Source organism: Acidovorax sacchari (genome assembly GCF_042847045.1).
Taxonomy (GTDB): Bacteria; Pseudomonadota; Gammaproteobacteria; order Burkholderiales; family Burkholderiaceae_C; genus Paracidovorax; species Paracidovorax sacchari.
In genome coordinates, this window is the sequence record NZ_AP035783.1 from 5,079,152 (window position 1) to 5,099,337 (window position 20,186).

At 65.6% G+C, this 20,186-nt stretch carries 20 protein-coding genes; 10 read left to right on the forward strand and 10 right to left on the reverse strand.

The window, feature by feature from the left end; genetic code table 11:
* The first annotated feature begins 301 nt into the window (after positions 1-301).
* The 7 genes from ACGHC0_RS22465 to ACGHC0_RS22495 all read left to right on the forward strand — a co-directional run bounded on the left by ACGHC0_RS22465 (position 302) and on the right by ACGHC0_RS22495 (position 6,868).
* Positions 302-1,531 (forward strand): flagellin, encoded by a 1,230-nt coding sequence (locus tag ACGHC0_RS22465; RefSeq protein ID WP_368353035.1) that lies wholly within the window; start codon positions 302-304, stop codon positions 1,529-1,531.
* 79 nt (positions 1,532-1,610) lie between these two features.
* On the forward strand, positions 1,611-1,841 hold the full coding sequence (locus tag ACGHC0_RS22470) for an acyl carrier protein (protein ID WP_092835340.1): 231 nt from the start codon (positions 1,611-1,613) through the stop codon (positions 1,839-1,841).
* A 7-nt stretch (positions 1,842-1,848) separates the two neighbouring features.
* A complete protein-coding gene (locus ACGHC0_RS22475; RefSeq protein ID WP_415266814.1) occupies positions 1,849-2,886 on the forward strand; it encodes a ketoacyl-ACP synthase III in 1,038 nt (345 codons plus the stop codon).
* A gap of 3 nt (positions 2,887-2,889) precedes the next feature.
* The gene (locus ACGHC0_RS22480) at positions 2,890-3,657 is read left to right on the forward strand and encodes an SDR family NAD(P)-dependent oxidoreductase (RefSeq protein WP_368353037.1); all 768 of its coding nucleotides are present in this window, start codon (positions 2,890-2,892) and stop codon (positions 3,655-3,657) included.
* A gap of 9 nt (positions 3,658-3,666) precedes the next feature.
* A complete protein-coding gene (locus ACGHC0_RS22485) occupies positions 3,667-4,329 on the forward strand; it encodes a NeuD/PglB/VioB family sugar acetyltransferase (RefSeq protein ID WP_368353038.1) in 663 nt (220 codons plus the stop codon).
* A gap of 85 nt (positions 4,330-4,414) precedes the next feature.
* A complete protein-coding gene (locus ACGHC0_RS22490; protein ID WP_415266815.1) occupies positions 4,415-5,617 on the forward strand; it encodes an FkbM family methyltransferase in 1,203 nt (400 codons plus the stop codon).
* 3 nt (positions 5,618-5,620) lie between these two features.
* A complete protein-coding gene (locus ACGHC0_RS22495; RefSeq protein WP_368353040.1) occupies positions 5,621-6,868 on the forward strand; it encodes a WavE lipopolysaccharide synthesis family protein in 1,248 nt (415 codons plus the stop codon).
* A 25-nt stretch (positions 6,869-6,893) separates the two neighbouring features.
* Here the strand turns inward: ACGHC0_RS22495 and ACGHC0_RS22500 are convergent, their stop codons facing one another.
* The 10 genes from ACGHC0_RS22500 to ACGHC0_RS22545 form a co-directional block, all read right to left on the reverse strand.
* Positions 6,894-7,940, reverse strand: coding sequence for a hypothetical protein (locus ACGHC0_RS22500; RefSeq protein WP_415266816.1), 1,047 nt, complete (start codon positions 7,938-7,940; stop codon positions 6,894-6,896).
* The gene (locus tag ACGHC0_RS22505) at positions 7,937-8,863 is read right to left on the reverse strand and encodes an SDR family oxidoreductase (RefSeq protein ID WP_368353042.1); all 927 of its coding nucleotides are present in this window, start codon (positions 8,861-8,863) and stop codon (positions 7,937-7,939) included. The genes ACGHC0_RS22500 and ACGHC0_RS22505 overlap by 4 nt, the downstream gene beginning before the upstream one ends.
* Positions 8,850-9,746, reverse strand: a complete 897-nt coding sequence (locus tag ACGHC0_RS22510; protein ID WP_415266817.1) for an NAD-dependent epimerase/dehydratase family protein — start codon at positions 9,744-9,746, stop codon at positions 8,850-8,852. Before ACGHC0_RS22510 ends, ACGHC0_RS22505 begins: the two co-directional genes overlap by 14 nt.
* Positions 9,736-10,302, reverse strand: coding sequence for a dTDP-4-dehydrorhamnose 3,5-epimerase family protein (locus ACGHC0_RS22515; RefSeq protein ID WP_415266818.1), 567 nt, complete (start codon positions 10,300-10,302; stop codon positions 9,736-9,738). Before ACGHC0_RS22515 ends, ACGHC0_RS22510 begins: the two co-directional genes overlap by 11 nt.
* A 10-nt stretch (positions 10,303-10,312) precedes the next feature.
* Positions 10,313-11,629, reverse strand: a complete 1,317-nt coding sequence (gene rfbH / locus ACGHC0_RS22520; RefSeq protein WP_415266819.1) for a lipopolysaccharide biosynthesis protein RfbH — start codon at positions 11,627-11,629, stop codon at positions 10,313-10,315.
* Positions 11,630-11,635: 6 nt separating this feature from the next.
* Positions 11,636-12,715 carry a CDP-glucose 4,6-dehydratase gene (gene rfbG / locus ACGHC0_RS22525; RefSeq protein WP_368353046.1) on the reverse strand — a complete coding sequence of 360 codons (1,080 nt, stop codon included), beginning with the start codon at positions 12,713-12,715 and terminating at the stop codon, positions 11,636-11,638.
* 11 nt (positions 12,716-12,726) lie between these two features.
* Complete coding sequence (gene rfbF, locus ACGHC0_RS22530) at positions 12,727-13,497, reverse strand: glucose-1-phosphate cytidylyltransferase (RefSeq protein ID WP_368353047.1); 771 nt, start codon at positions 13,495-13,497, stop codon at positions 12,727-12,729.
* Positions 13,494-14,633: an aromatic ring-hydroxylating dioxygenase subunit alpha gene (locus ACGHC0_RS22535; RefSeq protein ID WP_415266820.1), complete on the reverse strand. Its 1,140-nt coding sequence runs from the start codon at positions 14,631-14,633 to the stop codon at positions 13,494-13,496. The genes rfbF and ACGHC0_RS22535 overlap by 4 nt, the downstream gene beginning before the upstream one ends.
* A 116-nt stretch (positions 14,634-14,749) precedes the next feature.
* Positions 14,750-15,901, reverse strand: a complete 1,152-nt coding sequence (locus tag ACGHC0_RS22540; RefSeq protein ID WP_415266821.1) for a DegT/DnrJ/EryC1/StrS family aminotransferase — start codon at positions 15,899-15,901, stop codon at positions 14,750-14,752.
* Positions 15,898-17,586: a tetratricopeptide repeat protein gene (locus tag ACGHC0_RS22545; protein WP_415266822.1), complete on the reverse strand. Its 1,689-nt coding sequence runs from the start codon at positions 17,584-17,586 to the stop codon at positions 15,898-15,900. The genes ACGHC0_RS22540 and ACGHC0_RS22545 overlap by 4 nt, the downstream gene beginning before the upstream one ends.
* A gap of 318 nt (positions 17,587-17,904) precedes the next feature.
* On the opposite strand from ACGHC0_RS22545, the gene motA reads away from it, so the two are divergent.
* The 3 genes from motA to cheY all read left to right on the forward strand — a co-directional run bounded on the left by motA (position 17,905) and on the right by cheY (position 20,185).
* Positions 17,905-18,765, forward strand: a complete 861-nt coding sequence (gene motA / locus ACGHC0_RS22550) for a flagellar motor stator protein MotA (protein ID WP_092835364.1) — start codon at positions 17,905-17,907, stop codon at positions 18,763-18,765.
* 28 nt (positions 18,766-18,793) lie between these two features.
* Positions 18,794-19,732, forward strand: coding sequence for a flagellar motor protein MotB (motB, locus tag ACGHC0_RS22555; protein WP_368353051.1), 939 nt, complete (start codon positions 18,794-18,796; stop codon positions 19,730-19,732).
* Between the two features lie 66 nt (positions 19,733-19,798).
* The gene (gene cheY / locus ACGHC0_RS22560) at positions 19,799-20,185 is read left to right on the forward strand and encodes a chemotaxis response regulator CheY (protein WP_011797421.1); all 387 of its coding nucleotides are present in this window, start codon (positions 19,799-19,801) and stop codon (positions 20,183-20,185) included.
* Position 20,186: the final 1 nt, after the last annotated feature.

Below are 20,186 nucleotides of genomic sequence, written 5' to 3' on the forward strand. Positions count from 1 at the left end.
CCATCGCTTGCCGGTCAACAAATTCGCTGGTGTGAACCTGTTGCTTGGGTTATCGGGCAGAGCGCCGGGAAACTTGAGCGCTTCGGAGAAAAAAATTCTTACAAGCGGGCAGCTGCAGGCCTCCAAATCACCCCGTTGCTCAAATACAACAGGCGAACTGGCCGGTTTTCCTCCCTTTTTTCGCCCGTCCGAAAAAACCATCGCCCCGCAGAATTCCTTCCAACGCTAGGGCTGCCCGCTGCAGGTGGTGCCTCCTTGGCCACGGCAGCAGTGCCCATCCCTTTTGCGAAGGAGTTCCGCAATGGCCTCGACCATCAACACCAACATCGCCTCACTCAATGCGCAGCGCAATCTCGGCCTGTCCTCGTCCTCGCTGAGCACGTCCATGCAGCGCCTGTCGTCGGGCCTGCGTGTGAACAGCGCCAAGGACGATGCCGCCGGCCTGGCCATCGCCGAACGCATGAACACCCAGGTGCGCGGCCTGGCTGTGGCATCGCGCAATGCCAACGACGGCATCTCGCTGGCGCAGACGGCCGAAGGCGCCCTGGGCAAGGTGGGCGACATGCTGCAGCGCATGCGCGAACTCGCCGTGCAGGCCAGCAATGCCACCAACAGCAAGGCCGACCGGACCGCGCTGCAGGCCGAAGTGAAACAGCTGACCGATGAAATCGACCGCGTCTCCAAGCAGACGACGTTCAACGGCCAGAAGATCCTCGACGGCAGCTTCGCGGGCGCGCTGTTCCAGGTGGGCGCCAACTCCGGCGACAACGTCACGCTGGGCTCGCTGGCCGACACCCGCGCCGCCGGGCTGGCGAACATCAGCTACTCCAGCACCTCCACTGCCATCTCGGTCAACGCCTCCGACACCACCATCACGGGCTACAACACGGCCATCACCGCCGGCACGCTGACCATCGCCGTGAACATGGGCAGCACCTCCACCACCATCGACCTGGGCGACATCAAGGCCGCAGGCTCCGGCGTGGAGCGCATGGGCCAGATCATGAGCGCCATCAACAACAAGTCGGCGGATACCGGCGTGACGGCATTCCTGACCAAGAAGGACGACGGTACCTACGACCTGGAGTTCGCCTCGGCCAAGCTCACCGATGCCACGCCGCCGGCCCCCGCCGCGGTGACTTTCTCGGGGTTCACCGTCGCCAACTCCGGCTTCACGGCACCCACCCTGACGGCCGCCACCGGCACGGAGCAGAAGGGCATCGATACCGTCACCATCGCCACGCAGAAGGACGCGTGGGTGGCGCTGAAGAAGATCGACAGCGCCATCGACCAGGTGAACTCCGCACGCGCCGACCTGGGCGCCCTGCAGAGCCGCTTCGAGAGCGCCATCGCCAACATCGACATCCAGGGGGAGAACATGGCGGCGGCCCGCGGCCGGATCATGGATGCCGACTTCGCCAAGGAAACCGCGAACCTGTCACGCACGCAGATCCTGCAGCAGGCCGGCACCGCCATGGTGGCCCAGGCCAACCAGTTGCCGCAACAGGTGCTGAAGCTGCTGCAGGGCTGAAAAGTCCTCCGCAGGCTAATACACTGCCGCTCGGGGCCGAAATATGGGTCTCAGCGGCAATTTTCATTTTGGAGTACGCATGCCTTCGCCTTCCATCGAGCAGTTCATCGAAAGCTTTCTGACAGCCGTCGACTTCCAGGAGCCGGTGGAGGTCACCCCCGGTACCGAATTGCGTGCCCTGCCCGAATGGGACTCCCTTGCCGCTCTGGGCGTCATCGTGATGTTCGACGTGGAGTACGGCAAGACGATCGTGGGGGACGACTTGAAGAACTGCACCACGATCACCGACCTCTACAACCTGCTGGGATAGAAACATCATGGGCCTGTCCACCCTGCACAACGTGCGTTTCGCAGGCATGGCGAGTTGCGTGCCCAGGCGCGTGGTTTCCAACCTCGAGGATTGCCCGCCCAAGATGCGTTCGGAACGGGAACGGCTGGTGCGCAACATCGGCATCCAGCAACGCCGCCTGTGCGCCTCCTGGCAGTGCTTTTCGGACCTCGCGATGGACGCCACCGAAAAACTCCTGCATGAACTGCAGTGGACCCGCGAGGAAGTGGATGCGCTGATCGTGGTCACCCAGTCCCCCGACTATCCCATCCCGTCGACCGCCATCATCCTGCAGGACCGACTGGGGTTGCCGCACTCCACCATCGCGTTCGATGTCAACCTCGGCTGCTCGGGCTATCCTTTCGGCCTGCACCTTCTGGGCAGCATGATTGCCTCGGGTGCTTTGAAAAAAGGCCTGCTGCTGGTAGGCGACCGCTCCGCCAGCGAGCGGGATCCGCTGTTCTCCGATGCGGGGACAGCCACCGCGCTCGAATTCGACCCCGCGGCAGCGCCCATGTATTTCGACCTCAACAGCGACGGCAGCGGCTACAAGGCCATCATCAAGCCGGTGGGCGGGCATCGGGAGCCGTATGCGTTCCACCACAGCGTCCCGACGCGCGACGAGGATGGTGAGCTGCAGTGGCCGGACCGCTTGCTGCTCGACGGACCGGCGGTGCTGAGTTTCTCGACCCAGCGGGTACCGCCCGCCGTGGAGCGCACGCTTCACTATGCGGGCGTATCGAAGGACGATGTGGATTACTTCGTCTTCCACCAGGCCAACCGGATGATCAACGAAACCATCCGCAAGAAGCTGGCGCTGCCTCCGGAGAAGGTGCCCTCGACGCTGGCAGACTATGGCAACACCAGCGGCGCGACCCTGCCCGTCACGATGACGGCGCGGCTGAACGAGGTATTGGAGAACGGCTCGCACAAGCTGCTTTTGAGCGGATTCGGCATCGGCCTTTCCTGGGGCACATGCATTCTGGACATTTCGGGGGCACGGTTCCCGGCCATGCTGGAGTCCTGACCCATGGATGCCGCACCCACCCCGTTCCATGTCACGGGCCAGCGCATCCTCGTGACGGGAGCAACGTCCGGCCTGGGCCATGCCATTGCCGTCGCATGCGCCCGGATGGGAGCCCAGGTGATCGGCGTGGGACGGGACGAAGACCGCCTCGCCCGTACGCTCGAGGCCCTGCAGGCCGCAGCTCCTGGTGCAAGCCATCTCGCGGTGCGGGCCGACCTGACCCAGGCAGGCGATCGATCCGCCCTGGTCGAGCAGATCGGCTCCACGCCACTGAACGGCGTTGTCCATAGTGCTGGCATTTCCCGCCTGTCGCCCGTACGGATGCTCACCGAACAGCATCTGCACGAAGTGCAGGCCATCAATGTGGATGCCCCCATGCTGCTGACACAGGCACTGCTCAAGCGCAACCTGATCGCGCAGGGTGGCTCCCTGGTGTTCATCGCCTCGATCGCGGCGCACATCGGCGTGCCGGGCGTGGCAGCGTACTCGGGCACCAAGGCCGCGCTGATCGCGATGGTTCGCTGCCTCGCGATGGAGGTGGTCAAGCGGGGCATTCGTGCGAACTGCCTGTCCCCCGCACTGGTCGATACACCGCTGCTCGACGCCACTGCCACGCTGGTGGGCTCAATGGAGCAGGAGCGCGGCAACTACCCGCTCGGCTTCGGCCAACCCGACGATGTGGCGAACGCTGCTGTCTTCCTGCTGTCCCAGGCCAGCCGGTGGATCACGGGAACGACGCTGATCATGGACGGCGGGCTCACCATCAGCTGATTATCCTCCATGACTCGTACCGAAGACACCATCGACCCGCGCCGAAACCTGCTCATCGTGGGGGCCGGCGGCTTCGGCCGCGAGGTGTTGACGTACATAGAGGACGACAATCCGCTGTTCCGACCGAAGGGTTTCCTCGACTCCCGGACTTCGGCGCTGGACGGACTGGAGCGCTCCGTTGGCATCGTGGGCGATCCTCTGACCTATGTTCCAGTCGATGGCGACGTTTTCATGGCGGCGCTGGGTGACCCCGCCGCACGGCTCAAATACACCGAAGTCCTGCGTTCCGTGCACGATGTCGACTTTGCCACGGTGGTGCATCCGCAGGCCCACGTGACCCGGCACGCCCGGCTGGGCCGCGGCTGCATCATCGGCCCCCGCGTGGGTATCTCCGTGGATGTGCAGTTGGGCGATTTCGTGTGCATCCAGGAATACACCGTTGTCGGCCACGACGTGCGCATAGGAGACTGGTGCCAGATCAACAGCCACTGTTCCATCGGAGGGGGAGCCAGGATCGGCAATTTCGTGTCGATCCACCCCAATTGCGTCATCACGAGCGGGGCGGTGATCGGCGACAACGTCAAAATCGGCGCGGGCAGCGTCGTGTACGGTCGCATCCCGCCCAACATCACCATCATGGGCAACCCGGCCCGGCGCTTTTCGTGGAACTGAAGGCGCGCCTGCACCAATCCACAGCCCAAAGGCAGCGTACGCACCTCCCATGAACTCCAGCACAATGCCCTTCGCGCCAGACGCCTTGGTCAGCCGCATCAACCTTGGCCGCGTTCATCGCAAAGACGCGCTGGCCGCCATGCTGGAACTCTACCGTCGCGATCCGCATTTCTGCATTCCCGTGCAGGCACGTGAAATCCTGGCACGCAAGGGTCGCCAGGCGCGCTTTATCCTTCTGGGAACCAAGACGTTCGCGGAGGTCTTCATCCGGGCGACGCGCGATGAAGGCTGGGCTCTGGCGGTGGTCGACGATTTCAAGTGCGGTGACGGCGAGAAATACCATGGCGTGGACATCATCCCGACCCAGCAGTTTCTCGGGATGGTGAGGGACGATCCGGAAATCATCGCCATCAATTGCTGCCGCACGGACTATTCACGGCGCTTTTTCGATCGGCTGTGTTCCCGCGAAGGCATTGCCCACCTCAACCATGAGCAGGTCACCCGGCTGTTCGACATGAACGACCGCGTGGACTACCGCACGGCGGACTGGGCGCCCGTCATCAGCAGCCGGTTCGAGGAGTTCCAGTTGCTGGAGGGCAGACTGGAGGATGCGCATTCCGTGGATACTCTGCACAGCGTGCTGATGTTCCATCTGAGCTGCAATCCCGAGTGGTATCTCACCGTCGCGAGACCGTATTCCACCCTGTACTTCCGTTCCGGCCTGCTGGAGTTTTCGGACAGTGAAAGATTCGTGGACTGCGGCGCATCCATCGGCGAATCGACGACAGGGTTGCTGGGCATCACGGGGGACCGCATGGAGCACTCCTGGATGATCGAGCCCGACCGGTTCAACCTGGACGTGTTGCGCAAGCTGCAGAGCAGCTATGCGGGCACGGACCTGGAATCCAGGATATCCCTCCATCCATTCGCCGTGGGAGATTCCGATGCACAGGTGCCGTTCCACCACCTCGGGGGGCACGGAAGCAGCATCGCCGTAAGCCCGGATGCCACGCTGGAAAGCGTGTCGGTGCGCCGCATCGACGACATCATCGACGCACCGCCCACCTTCATCAAGATGGACATCGAAGGCTTCGAGATTCCGGCGCTGCGCGGCGCGCGCGCCGCCATCCAGTCGGGCCTGCCCAAAATGGCGATTTCCGCCTATCACCGCGCGACGGATCTGCTGGAGATTCCGGCCCTGGTGGATGCGATATCCCCAGGCTACTCGATCGGCCTGCAGCACCACACCGAGGATCGCTGGGACACCTGCCTTTATTTTTACCGCTGAGCCATGGCCAAAGTCCGAGGCGGCCTCGACCGCGTTCTGCTGAAGTATCCCGACATCGATCTGTCCCGCATCCGCCTGATCGGATGGGGAGGCGGCCAGGCTTTCACGGACTACTATCCGTTGCTGGGATTGCCGGTGGAGTACACGGTATGTCCCTTTGCGGCCAACCAGGGCAAACAGATCCATGGCGTCACCGTGAAGAGCCCCGAGGCATTGATGCAGGAGCCCCACGATGACGTGCTGGTGGTGGTCTTCGCGGCGCATTCGGCGGAGATCATGAACCAGATCCGCAATTTCTGGGGAGACTACCGCTGCGTGCCCGCACTGACCCACAGCCCGCGCCACGGAGATATCGACCAGCTCCAGGCTTTCGCCCGGGTGTTCGCAGGCCTTTCCCTCCAGCGCACGGCTCCGCGCAGCACTCCTTCCCTGGGCATCTTCGTGCAGGGCCCGGTCTTTTCCTATACGCCGATGGCGCTTGCCTGGCAACGCATGGCCCATCCTGAAGCGTATGTGTGCCTCGTGACCTGGGACCACCAGAGCGCGGCCAGCCTGGATGCCTGCCGCCCCTGGGTGGATGCCGTGCTGACCCTGCCTCAGCCGCAGGCCATGGTGGACAGCCGCAACGCCATCATCCGCTCGGCCAAGGCAGGCGCCCGGCATCTGAGCGAGGTGGGAGTGCCCTATGCAGTGCGCATGCGCAGCGACACCGTCGTCACGGGCTCGCTCTATCGCACCATAGAAGAGCTGTTCGACGACGGAAGCAGGAACGCCGGGAAATTCGGCTTCCTGGCGCACTCCTCCTGGAAACAGATTCCCTTCCATTTCTCGGAAAGATTTCTTGTCAGCCGCACCGAGGACATGTGCGCGCTGTGGTCGCTACCGGAAGACATGCGGGGTCCCGACCAGATCCGGCACCGCACCGACGAGCACTATCAGCAGATCCAGAAGGCAGCGGTGGAATGCCTGCTGTGGCAGAGCCTGGCCCGGAAATGGGGTGAGCCGGCGCGGGATCTCGCCGATGGATACCGCTTCGCAGCCAACCACCTCGTGCCGATGGACGAATACGCCGACGTCCTTTCGTTCAAGAACATTCCACTTTTCAACCTGACGCTCAACAAAGGTTTCGTAGGCACTCCTGACTGGTGGAGGGAGGTGTATGCCGACTTGCCGTCAGCCATGCGCCAGGCCGAAGCGGAAAGCGCGCAGGAGTTCACGATCGCGGAGTTTTTCGCCGGACGCGTCGGCTGACGCATGCGGCAAGGCCGCTGAAATTTCAGTACAGCACGCCGCGCATTTCAGGAGCCATCGGCACCAGCGACTCTCCGCGCTCCAGCTTGCGGACGAAATCGGGATTGGCCAAAATGGCCCGGCCCCAGGTCACCATGTCCAGGAGCCCCTCCGCGATCTCCCGCTCGGCGTCTTCCGCGGACAATGATGCACCGCCCATGAGGAAGTGCGGCCACAGCGGCCGCACCCGCCGGATGATCCGGCCCGACGTTTCCGCATAGGGAGCGTCCGCACAGCTGACGTCCAGTTGCCGCAACCCCAGGCGATCCAGGCCCGGGATGAGGCAGGCGAGCATTTCATCCAGGTCCGGCCAGTCGTAGAGGCCACCCATCATGCGCGACGGTGACAGCCGGACCATCAGGCGCCGGGGGCCGCAGATCGGCAGCAGGCGTTCCACGAGTTCCAGCACGATCCGGCAGCGGTTCTCGACCGGACCGCCATACGCGTCGGTGCGGTCGTTGATGCGCGCATCGAGGAACTGGTCGATCAGGTAGCCATGGCCCATGTGGATCTGCACCCCGTCGAAGCCCGCCGCCAGCGCGCGGCGCGCGGCGTCCTCGAACATGCGGTAGAGATCGGGCATCTCCGATGCCAGCAATGCGCGGGGCTGGCCATAAGGCTGCCCGTTCTGCCGGTTGATGCCGGCAGCAGCGCGGTTCGTGGAACTGACAGGCGCCAGCCCGCCCGTGAAATCGGGATGGGAGATCCGGCCGCAATGCCAGAGCTGGGCGACGATGCGCGCTCCAGCGGCCTGTACCTGCCGGATGGCGGGCACCCAGCTTTCCGCCTGCTCGTCGGTCTGCAGATGCGGCACGTTCCGGTAGCCGTCCGCCGAAGGATGGATCACGATCCCTTCGGTCAGGATGAGCGCCACGCCCGCCTGCGCGCGTCGGGCGTAGTAGGCCGCGATATCCGCCGTGCAGCGGTGCCCGGCATCCGCGAAGCCGCGTGTCATGGCCGCCATGGCGACGCGGTTGCGCAAACGGCCGAAGGTTTCTTCGTGCGTGAAAGGGGCCAGCAGTTGCGAAGTCATGGGGCGAACATCGTGGTGAAGTAAGGATGGGCGAGGTAACCGGCGAGGCTGTCCTGCCAGCTTCGCTGCCGGTCCAGCCCGCGAGCCTGTAGCGCGGCGTTGCGCATCACGACGGCTGCCGGCCGCATGGCCTTCTCCTTGCGGGCCATGGCTTCTGCGGCCACCCTGGCGATCTCGATCCGTCCGTCCAGGCCCAGCAACCGCACGATCTCCGAGGCGAGTTCGAAGAAGGAAGCCTGGCCGTGGGAAGCCATGCAGAAGCGGCCGGTCTCGCCACGCGCCAGCAGCAGCAGGCTGTTGTAGGCCAGATCGTCCGTGAGTGTGGGCTGCCAGACCCGGTCGCCGATCTCCATCCGGTCCGCACCGGAGCGCAGCATGCCCGCGAGGTGGGGAATCAGTTTGCCGACGAAGTTCTTGTCGCGCGCATGTTCGCCAAAAAAGCCGCCCATGCGCACCGCCAGCGCATCGGGCGCGTGCTGGAGCGCCATCCGCTCCGCCTCGAGTTTCAACCGTCCATACACGCTCAGCGGCCGGGCGGGTGTGGTCTCGTCCACCGTTTCGCTTCCGTCGTAGACCAGAAACGTCTGTGGGAAGAAAAGGCGTGCCCCACATTCCCGGGCCAGTTCGGCCACATGGCATGTGCCAAGGACCTGCACCTGCGCCGCCTCGTCCGGGTGGTCCTCGCACCAATTGACGTCCGAACACACGGCGCAGTGGATGACGATATCCGGCATCCATGCACGCAGTGCTTCAGCCTGCTCCCGGCTGCGCACATCGAATGCGCTCCGGTCCAGCGCCGCGACCACGGCAGTGGGAACGTGTGCGGCCAGGTGGCGAGCGAATGCGCTTCCCAGCATGCCCCCGGCACCCGTGATGAGCACACGGGCACCCCGCAGGCCGGAGAGTTCATCAGGATCGGGCATGGGTATCTCTTTCTTTTGGAAGCGCAGGAAGAAACAGGTCGTCCGCGATTTCGGGAACGCAGCGCATGACCTCGTTCGGCCGGTAAGGCAAGGCACCTGCCAGCAACTGGCCAGGAGCCTTCCAGAGCGCCCACCAGCGCTGCGCGAATTCCAGCATCGACACGGGTTCTCCGGAGCCCACGTTGCGCACCCAGGGAACGCCGGCTTCGATGTCCTCGCGCTCCACGGCATGCAGGAAAGCGCGGGCCACGGCCTCGACCGCCACATAGTCGCGCACCTGCGCGCCGGGCGTCATCGGGAAGTCGTGTCCGCCCTGGGCCGCCAGGCGCAGCGCCGGCCAGAAGTTGCCGGTGTACTGGCCTTCACCGAAGACCGAGAAGATGCGCAGGTAGCACAACTCCATGGCGTGCTCGATCGCGTGGGCGTGCGCCGCCTGGAAACCGGCGGCCTTGGAGGCCGCGTAGCCGTAGGTGGGGGCCAGCGGCGCACCGGGAGGGATGGCGTCGAAGGCATCCGCGCTGCGCCCGTATTCCGCGAAAGTACCCGCAGCCACCACCCGCTGCACTCCCGCAGCCCGGGCCGCATCCAGCAGCTGCAGCAGCACGCTGACATTCCAGTAGAACAGCTCCTGCCATGACGCCTGTTGCGGCGGCACGCCGGGCGATGCCAGGTGCAGAAGGACGTCCACCCCGGCCAGGTCGGCAGCCGCCAGGCGGTCCATCGGATGGGTGTGCCAGCCGAGGCGGGGATGCCCGGTGAGCCGGGCGTCTTGCGGGTGGCGCAGCGCAGTGACGCGATGCCCCGCGTCCAACAAGGCAGAGAGCACATGCCGGCCGATGAATCCGGTACCGCCCGTCAGGAACACATGCCGCTCAGCCGCCATGGCGCAGTTCTCCGGGCATCGTGAAAGGGCTGGCGAATGCGTCTAGGCCGGGGTGGCTCCGGTCACGCCCGGAAAGGATCGGGTTCTTGTCGGGCCAGGGAATGCCGGCCGAGTCCCAGCGGATTCCGGCGTCGTGCTGCGGCGCGTGGGCCGAGGTGACGTGATAGACGATGGTCGCGCCCTCGGTGAGCGCATAGCAGCCGTGCGCGAATCCTGGCGGGATATAGATCTGGTTGCCCCGCCCGGCGTCCAGTTCGAAGATGGCGGCTTGGCCTTGCGTGGGCGAACCCTTGCGCAGATCGACCACGGCATCGAACAGCCGGCCGTGGCTGCAGTGCACCAGCTTGGCATGTGCATGGGGAGGCAGCTGGAAATGCAGCCCCCGCAGCACGCCGCGCCGCGAGACGCTGTAGAAGCTTTCCACCCAGTCGCATGCCAGGCCCCGGTCAGCGAACGCGGACCTGATGAAGGTCTTCACGAAACGGCCCCGCTCGTCCGGATGCACGGGCGGATGGATCTCGTAGCAGCCCGGCAGAGGGCTTTCCTCGAATCGCATGGTGCGCCTGCTAGAAGTTGACGCCGAAATAGGTTTCGATGCGATCCGCGGTGAAATCGATCATCGCCTCGGTCAACCCCGGATAGATGCCCAGCCAGAATGTGCGCTCCATGACGGTGTCGGTGTTCTCCAGGCTGGTGGCCACGCGATAGTTTTGCCCCTGCATGGAAGGCTGGCGCGTCAGGTTACCAGCGAACAGCAGGCGCGTACCGATCCGGCTTTGTTCCAAATACTCCAGCAGATCGACGCGGCGTGTAGCGGCCGCGTCCCGGAGCGTCAACGGGAATCCGAACCACGATGGCTGCGAATTCTCCGTCGCCCGCGGCAGCACGAGGAACTCTTCGCATCCCTTCAACCGGTCATGCAACTGCTCGAAATTGCGTTGCCGCGCCGCGATGAAGCCGGGCAGCCGGTCCATCTGCGCCAGCGCGCACGCGGCCTGCATGTCCGTGATCTTGAGGTTGTAGCCCACGTGCGAATAGGTGTACTTGTGGTCGTAGCCGTGGGGCAGGTCCCCCAGTTGCCAGCCATAGCGCTTTCCGCAGGTGTTGTCCTTGCCGGGTCCGCAATAGCAATCCCGGCCCCAGTCCCGGAAGGAGGTGACGATGCGCGCCAGCTCGTCGTCGTTGGTGAAGACCGCGCCGCCTTCCCCCATGGTGATGTGGTGCGCAGGGTAGAAGCTCAGGGTGCCGATGTCGCCGAAGGTGCCCACCAGCCGCCCTCCGTAAGTCGATCCCAGGGCATCGCAGCAATCCTCGATGAGCCACAACCCGTGCTTGCGGCACAGCGCCTGCACCACCTCCAGGTTGTAGGGATTGCCCAATGTATGGGCCAGCATGATGGCCTTGGTGCGCGGTGATATGGCCGCTTCGATCAGGCTGGCGTCAATGTTGTAGGTGCCGAGTTCCACGTCCACGAAAACCGGCACCGCTCCATTCTGGAGAATGGGGTTGACCGTGGTGGGAAAACCTGCCGCCACGCCGATCACCTCGTCTCCGGGGCGAATGGCCCGCTCGCCCAGGGCAGGCGACGTGAGCGCAGAGAAGGCCAGCAGGTTGGCAGAGGAGCCGCTGTTCGTGGTGAGCGCGTGGCGCACTCCAAGATAGTCGCTCAGGCGCCTCTCGAACGCATCGTTGAAGCGTCCCGTGGTCAGCCAGCCGTCCAGCGAGGCAGCCACCATGTTCTGCAGTTCTGCCTCTCCGATGACCTTGCCGGACGGAGGAATGGCCGTGGCGCCCGGCAGGAAGGGCTGCGGGCGGTATGCAAGCGCCGCGTATTCGGCGACGAGCCCGGCGATCTGTTCGCGGATATGGTGCAACTTGTCCATGGAACCTCAGCGCCCTGTGGCGCAATACGAATCGATCTGGCCTTCGGTGACTTGCCGCATGTCCAGGCCCTGCCCATGAGCGGCATGCCATTCGGCAATACGCTCCAGTGCCTGCGAGAGCGTCCACCGGGGATGCCATCCCAGCAGGGCATGCGCCTTGCTGCTGTCGAGGCGGAGCATGCGGGCTTCGTGCAGGCCTGCATCGCTGGCGGCGAAACGGCAATCGACGGACACCGGCCACGATGCGGACAACTGGCGGATGACGTCGCCCACGCTCCGGACATCCTGCTCGGAAGGCCCGAAATTCCAGGCGCCCGACATCGCCGGGCCCTGTTCGAGCAGGCGCCGGGCCAGGCGAAGGTAGCCGGCCAGCGGCTCCAGCACGTGTTGCCAGGGCCGCACCGCGGCAGGATGGCGCAACTCCAGCGGTGCGCCTTGCCCGGCCGCACGCAGGAAATCCGGAATCAGGCGGTCCGCAGACCAGTCGCCCCCCCCGATCACGTTCCCCGCGCGCGCAGTGGCCAGCGCCACGCCGTGCCCCCCCTGCTGCTGGAGCGAAAAGAAGGAATTCCGGTAGCATGCCGCCACCAACTCGGCACAGGCCTTGCTGTTGCTGTACGGATCGAAGCCGCCCAGCGCGTCGTCCTCCCGGTAGCCCCAGAGCCATTCCCGGTTTTCGTAGCATTTATCGCTTGTCACCACGACGACCGCGCGCACCGCGGGCGTGCGCCGTACCGCTTCCAGCAGATGGACGGTGCCCATGACATTCGTCGAGTAGGTGGCCACCGGATCGGCATACGACTGGCGCACCAACGGCTGGGCAGCCAGGTGGAACACGACCTCCGGTGCCGCCTCCTCCAGAGTCGCGGACAGCAGCGCCGCATCGCGCACGTCACCGATGACCGAGTGCATGCCGCGGGCAGCCTGGGTGAGTTCGAACATCGAGGGCGTGGATGCGGGCTCCAGGGCATAGCCGGTCACTTCCGCGCCGAGCCGCTGCAGCCAGAGCGAAAGCCAAGTTCCCTTGAAACCGGTATGGCCGGTGAGGAAGACCTTTTTCCCGGCCCAGAAGCCTTCTGCGGGCATCACTGCGGCATTCACCATGTCTTCCACGGCGCATTGCCGCCCTGCCAGAGCTGCTCCAGGTAATTCTTGTCGCGCAGCGTGTCCATGGGCTGCCAGAAACCCTCGTGCCGATAGGCCCGCAGTTCGCCGTTGCGGGCCAGTGCTTCGAGCGGAGGTCCTTCCCACACCGTGTCGTCGGCTTCGATCAGATCGAACACGGCCGGAGAGAGCACGAAGAATCCGCCATTGACCATGCCACCGCCGCCGTCGGGCTTTTCCCGGAAGGACAGCACGCGGTCGTCTTCCACGTCCAGTGCGCCGAAACGTCCCGGCTGGCGGGTGGATGTGAGCGTGGCCAGCCGCCCATGCGCCTTGTGGAACTGGATGAGCGCCGCGATGTCGATGTCGCCTACGCCGTCGCCATACGTGAAGCAGAACGCCTCGTCGTTGCTGACGTACCGTTGCACACGGCGCAACCGGCCGCCCGTCTGGGTGGCGTCGCCGGTATCCACCAGCGTCACCCGCCAGGGCTCCGCATACCGTTCGTGCACCTCCATGCGGTTGCGTGCCAGATCGAACGTGACATCCGACATGTGAAGGAAGTAGTTGGCGAAATATTCCTTGATGACGTACCCCTTGTAGCCACAGCACACGACGAAATCGTGGATGCCATGGTGCGAGTACATCTTCATGATGTGCCACAGGATGGGTCGCCCACCGATCTCCACCATGGGTTTCGGCTTCTGCTGGGTTTCCTCGCTCAGGCGCGATCCCAGGCCCCCCGCCAGGATGATGGCTTTCATGCCGCCCGGCCTCCGGAAGAGTCGGCCAGGATCTGCCGCCCCCGGGACAAGGCATGCACATAGGCCTTCTGGAAATGCGCCACCCGGTCCTCGATCCCCTCCCCGATGACGGCCTGCCGCTGCGCATGGTCCACGCCCGCCTGCACCCTGGCGCAGATGCCGCCGTCTTCTGCGAACACCTTGCGCGTGAAGACATGGCCGTCTTCATGGATATGCTCCATCATCCTGGCGCCAGCGGGCGTGGAGTCCTGGAATTCCACGCCGATGGTCCTGGAGTGGACGGTGGTCCGGCGTGCCTCGGTCGGCTCGAACGACTGGACGTGGAAGCTGTAGCCCATGAACGACGTGACGGTCAGGTTGGGGAAGATGTGGTGGTGGGTGTAGTGCTCGAAGCGCCAGGGCCACTGGCCGATCTTGCGCTCCATGCGGGCGAACCGTGCGACCCATTCCGCATCGGCGGCATGCTCCAGGTGGCTGTGCAGCCGGTCTTCGAGGAAGAAGCGCGGGGCGGCCTCGGCCCGGTCCATTCCGTCGATCTGCATGAAGGTGCGGGAATGGACGGCGGGCACATGGTAGCCCTCCAGGGCATTCTCGATCACGATCTTCCAGTTGGCCTCGACCGGTTCGCGGAATTCGTCCAGCATGCCCCGCATGCCCTGGCTTGCCCGCTCGAGGAAGCCATATTGCCCGCCCAGATAATCGCGCAGCGACGGACCGGTTTCTGACACACGCACGAAGACGAACTGGCCCACGGCCTCGCAGGCGAACTCCTGCAGGCGGAAGCGGGAGGGCTCGGCCACCACTTCCGGAAAGCACTGCTTCGCCGGAATGCCGACCGGCACTCCTTCCCGGTCGTACACCCAGCCATGGTAGGGGCACCGCGCCGGGCCGCGGTGGGCGCCGGATCCGCACAGCTGGGCATGCCGGTGCGAGCAGACGTTGAGGAAAGCGCGCGGCCGGCCCTGGCTGTCGCATTGCAGCAGCAGCGACACCCCTCCCACCTGCACCCCGCGGTGCACGAGGCCCTCGAGTTCCAGGCGCATGCAGACGAAGACCCAGCTCTCCCGGAACAGGCCCTGCATCTCTGCGGCATGGTGCCCGGCATCGCGGTAGAAATGGGGAGAAACGGTGCTCATCGGCATATCGACTCTTCTCTGAAATGTTGCGGAGGCTGCTGGGGAATCGCGGTCGGCACAATGCGGCCCCTGGAACGCCGATTCTCGTGAAGGACGTTCCGGTCGTCGCCCCGCGCCTACCCCTGCATTGCCTGCTCCATCACACCGATGAGCCGCGACATCTGCGAACGGTGCATGTGCGGAAAGAAAGGCAGTCCGATCAATGTGTCGGCAAGGGCTTCCGCCCGGGGCGCAGGCCGCACGATGCTCCGGGCAACCAGCGCTTCCATGCGGTGCATGAGGGGCTGGTACCAGCGCCGGGTGGCGATGCGCTGCCCCGCGCACAGGGCTTCGAGCCTGTCCCGGCAGGCGGCGTCCGGCATGCGCGCGCACAACAGTGTGGGGGCGGCGATGCCGCCAGCCGGCCCGGCCTGCTGCCAGGCGATTCTTCCCCCTGACGCGCGGGCCAGGGCCTCCTGCATTTCGCGATGCTGTGCGCGCCGTGTCCGGGCACCCTGCTCCCAGCAGGCGAGCGATGCCAGCGCCACGGCGGCGTGCAGCTCACTCATCTTGGCATTGGTGCCGGCGGCGGCCAGGGCGCCCACCGGCAGATGGGAGGCAGGGTCGAGATTGATGCCGAAGTTGGACAGCTGGCGCACCCGCTCGGCCAGCCCGGGCCGCGACGAAACCACGAATCCCCCCTCGCCCGCCGGCAGCGACTTGGTGGCATGCAGGCTGAATACCAGGGTGCCGTGGGCCTCGGCGAGCCACTGGCTGCCGAAGCCGGCCGCCGCGTCGATCACCACCGGCAGGCCCGTGGCCTCCTCGAAGCGGCGCCAGGCGGCCATGTCGTGCGGCATCCCGAGGGCTGCCACGGGCAGGACGGCGTCCACGGCTCCGGCGGCGTGGGCCGCGCCGGCGATCTCCGGCGTCAGCAGCCAGCTGCCATCCTCCACGTCGCACAGCACCGGCACATGGCCGGCCCGCAGGACGGCCGTCGCCGTCGCGGCGAAAGTGAAGGTGGGCACCAGCACGCGGGCCCCCTCACGCAATTCCAGCGCTTGCAGTACCAGTTCCAGGCCGAGGGTGGCGCTGGCCACGGTCGCGACCTGGTTCTCCGGCACGCCGAAGCGCCCGGCGAAACGGGACTCCAGTTCGCGCACGAGCGGGCCACCGTTCGAGTAGTAGCGGGATGCATGCATCCGCTGCAGGTAGGGCAGCAGCGCCTGCGGCTCCGGCACGTCCGGCACCAGCAGGGGGATGGGATCGATGGAGATGCCTTCGCTCATGCGGGGGCGCCGCCGCGCGCCGGCTTCCTGCCGTGGTCCCCGCGTTCCAGGCGCGCCATGGCGGGCTCCGGATCGGCGAACACATTCAGGAACTGGTCGCGGCCTTCCAGGAAATTCAGCCACATCAGCCGGAACGCCTTCTCCAGCTCGCGCGTGCGGCCCGTGTAGTCCATGAGAGCGCTGGCCGACAGGCGTTCGCGTGTCTCGTGCCGCAGGCGCTCCAGGGTGGCGGTGTCGGCCATGAGGGCCAGGGCGCGTTCGACGTAGCCGTCCTCGTCCTGCGCGACCCATTCCCCGTAGCCCACCCCCTGCAGGGTGCGCGCGGAACTGGCGTCCACGCCGCGCTCGGCATCCAGCGCCACGACCGGCAGTCCCATCCACAGGGCGTGCAGGGTGGTGGTGCCGCCCGAGATCGGCGAGGTGTCCAGGGCGACGTCGGCGATATGGCCCAGCTCCATGAACTGCGCGAGCGGCTGCTGGTGCATCACGAACACGCGGTCCTGCGGCAGGCCGGCGGCCTCCACGCGGGGCTGCATGGCGGCCTGGGCGGCCTCCGCCGTGCGCTCCTTGACCATGATGATGAGGCGCGCGTCCGGCCTCGCGTCCAGGATGCGGGCCCACACGCGCAGCATGGCGTCCGTGATCTTGGCGGAATTGTTCAGCGATATGAACGTGGGCTGGGCGCCATTCGACACGGGCGGGGTGCCGCACAGCGGCGCATAGGTCGGCGGCGCATAGCTCGCCATGCAGGCCAGGTGGAAGAGGCGCTCGCTGTAGTAGCCCTCGTGCCCCGGGGGCGTGATGCCGGCATCGGTCAGCCGGTAGTCCATGGCCTTCATGCCCAGCGGCAGCATGAACCCCAGCCAGGTCGCCTGCACGGGCGCCGCGCGGCGCGCGAACACGGGCAGCCGGTGGCCGGCCGTGTGGCCGGACAGGTCCACCAGCACGTCGATGCGGTGGGAGCGGATGAGGCCATGCACCTCTTCGTCGCTCATTCCCTGGATCTCGTGCCAGTGCGGCACGCAGGCCTGCATCGCGTCGGTGATGCCATCGCGCCGCCCGCCCGAGTACACGTGCACTTCGACCGCTTCGGGGTCGTGGTGGTGCAGTACCGGCAGCATGAAGAAGGCGATGGAATGCTCGCGGAAGTCGGCGGTCACGTAACCGATGCGCAGGCGCCGCCGCGGATCGCGGTCGATGCCCGTGAAGGGCGGCGCCTTGCGGGTGAGCGGATCGGCGAAGCGGCGCCCCCAGTCCTGGTAGACCTGCAGGGTGCGAACGGGATCGCGGTCGGCCTGGCTGTGCAGGAAGGCACGCATCACCCACATGGCGGAGCTGCCGCCGCGCTGGCAGACGTCGTCGATCATGCGCAACGCCTCTTCACGCCGCCCGATATTGAAGAGCGCCAGCGACAGGCCGTGCTGCGCATCCGCCATCTGCGGCTGGAGTTCCAGGGCCGTTTCCAGCGCGGAGATCGCGTTGGCCCAGTTCTCCATCTTGAGGAAGGTGCGGCCCATCAGCAGCCAGGCGTCGGGCCGGCGTGGATCGAGCGCCAGCGCGGAGGTGAAGTGCTTGAGGGCGCCGGGCAGGTTGTCCGACGCCAGGCACTGCTCGCCGTTCACCAGCTCCAGCAGAAGCTGCGTCTCGTTGCCGAGCGTGATGTGTTTGCCGTCGATCGCTGCCATGGATTCCTGCCGGCTCGGTGCCGCTTGCATGCCGGCGCGCGAGCGGCGGCGGTTGGACGAAGTGTGGCGGACGGTGCCCGAAGCTGCCGCCGGGTTCATTCTAGAGAGCCGGCGCATCTTGCAACGACTGGAAAACGCGGGGTTTGCCCGCTTTCTCGCGCGCTCGCCTGCGCCGCGGCCCGGCCGCACGGTCCGGCGCGGCATGCACGCTACAGAACCGGGTTTTCCAGCCGATAAATACCTCGATACATTTACATTAGGCTGCTGACGCGCCCCCGGCCGGGAGCGCTCCACCACGCCGCCGCACTTCGCTCAAGCATGTTCGTCATCATCGGTTACATCGTCTGCCTGGGGTGCATCTTCGGGGTCTTCATCGCACACGGCGGCAATATCTCCGTGGTGCTGCATGCACTGCCGTTCGAGATCGTCACCATTCTGGGCGGCGCCCTGGGCGCCTTCGTGGTGAACAACCAGCCCAAGGTGCTCAAGGCCACGCTCAAGGCCCTGCCGATGGCGTTCAAGGGCTCCAAATACACCAAGGCACGCTACATGGAACTGATGGCGATGCTCTACGAGATCCTGCAGAAGGCCCGCAAGGAGGGCCTGATGGCGATCGAAAAGGACGTGGAAGCCCCTCACGAATCGGAAATCTTCAAGAAGTACCCCACGGTCGGGCATGACCACCACGTGATCGAGTTCACCACCGACTACCTGCGCATGATGGTGTCGGGCAACCTGAATGCGCACGAGATCGAATCGCTCATGGACAGCGAGATCGAGACCCACCACCAGGAAGCCCACGCCCCCGTGGCGGCCCTGGCCCGGCTGGCCGGCGCCCTGCCCGCCTTCGGCATCGTGGCGGCCGTGCTCGGCGTGGTGAACACCATGGGTTCGGTGGGCCAGCCGCCCTCGGTGCTGGGCGGGATGATCGGCTCCGCCCTGGTGGGCACCTTCCTCGGCATTCTGCTCGCCTATGGCGTGGTGGAGCCGCTGGGAGGGCTGGTGGAGCAGAAGCTCGAGGATGCCGCCAAGGAACTCCAGTGCATCAAGACCACCCTGCTGGCCAGCATGCAGGGCTACAACCCCGCCACGGCCATCGAATTCGGCCGCAAGGTGCTCTTCTCGGGCGACCGGCCCAGCTTCTCCGAACTGGAGAGCCACGTGAAGGGCAAGAAGTAACCCGGGCACCCGCCTGAAGGCACACGCCATGGCCGACAAGAAGCTCCAGCCCATCATCATCAAGCGCGTCAAGAAAGGCGGCCATGCCGCCCACGGCGGCGCGTGGAAGATCGCCTACGCCGACTTCGTGACGGCCATGATGGCGTTCTTCCTGCTCATGTGGCTGCTGGGCTCGACGGCCAAGGGCGAGCTGCAGGGCATCGCCGCGTATTTCGCGTCGCCGCTCAAGGTGGCGATGCAGGGCGGCGATGGCTCGGGCAACAGCTCCAGCATCATTCCCGGCGGCGGCAACGACCTCTCCAAGGTGCACGGCCAGGTCCGGCGCTCGGACTCCGACACCGCCACCAGCCGGCGGACCAACATCGAGAACGCGCGCGCCGAGCAGGCCCGGCAGGACCAGATGCGCATCAAGGCGCTGCAGGCCAAGATCGACGCGCTGATCTCGGAAAACCCGCGCCTGAAGGAGTTCAAGTCGCAGATCCGCATCGACGTGACGCCCGACGGCCTGCAGATCCAGATCGTGGACGACCAGAACCGCCCGATGTTCGACAGCGGCAGTGCGTTGGTAAAACCCTACATGCGCGACATTCTTCGGGAAATCGGTTCGGCGCTCGGCGGGGTGGAAAACCGCATCAGCCTGGCCGGCCACACCGATGCCGCGCCCTACGGCAATGGCGACCGGGGCTACAGCAACTGGGAACTGTCGGCCGACCGCGCCAATGCCTCCCGGCGTGAGCTGGTGGCCGCAGGCATGCCGGACGCCAAGCTGGGCCGCGTGGTGGGGCTCGCGGCCAGCGACCTGCTGGAGCCCGAGAACCCGCGCGCGCCCGTGAACCGGCGCATCACCATCACGGTTCTGACCAAGGAAGCCGAGGAACGGCTGCTGGGCAAAAAGGCCCCGCAGATCCCCATATCGGAACTGGCGGCCGAAAAGCGTGAAAATCCAGCATCGACACAGCAGCCGTAACGTCTTGTCACCAAAGCGGCTGCCCCTGACAATAGCTCCTGCAATTTCCGACCGAAAGGGTCCCACGTGACCACTGCCCTTCGCTTTTTGATCGTTGACGACTTCTCCACCATGCGGCGCATCGTGCGCAATCTGCTCAAGGAAAGCGGGTTCACCGACGCCGACGAGGCCGAAGACGGCGTCGTGGCGCTGAACAAGCTGCGCAACAGCAAGTTCGATTTCGTGGTCACCGACATCAACATGCCCAACATGAACGGGTTCCAGTTGCTGGCCGAGATCAAGAAGGACGACAAGCTCAAGCACCTGCCCGTCCTCATGGTCACGGCCGAAGCCCGCAAGGAAGACATCGTCGCGGCCGCCCAGGGCGGCGCGGCCGGCTACATCGTCAAGCCTTTCACCAAGGCGACGCTGGAAGAAAAAGTCACGCTCATCCTCAAGAAGCTGGGACTCTGAC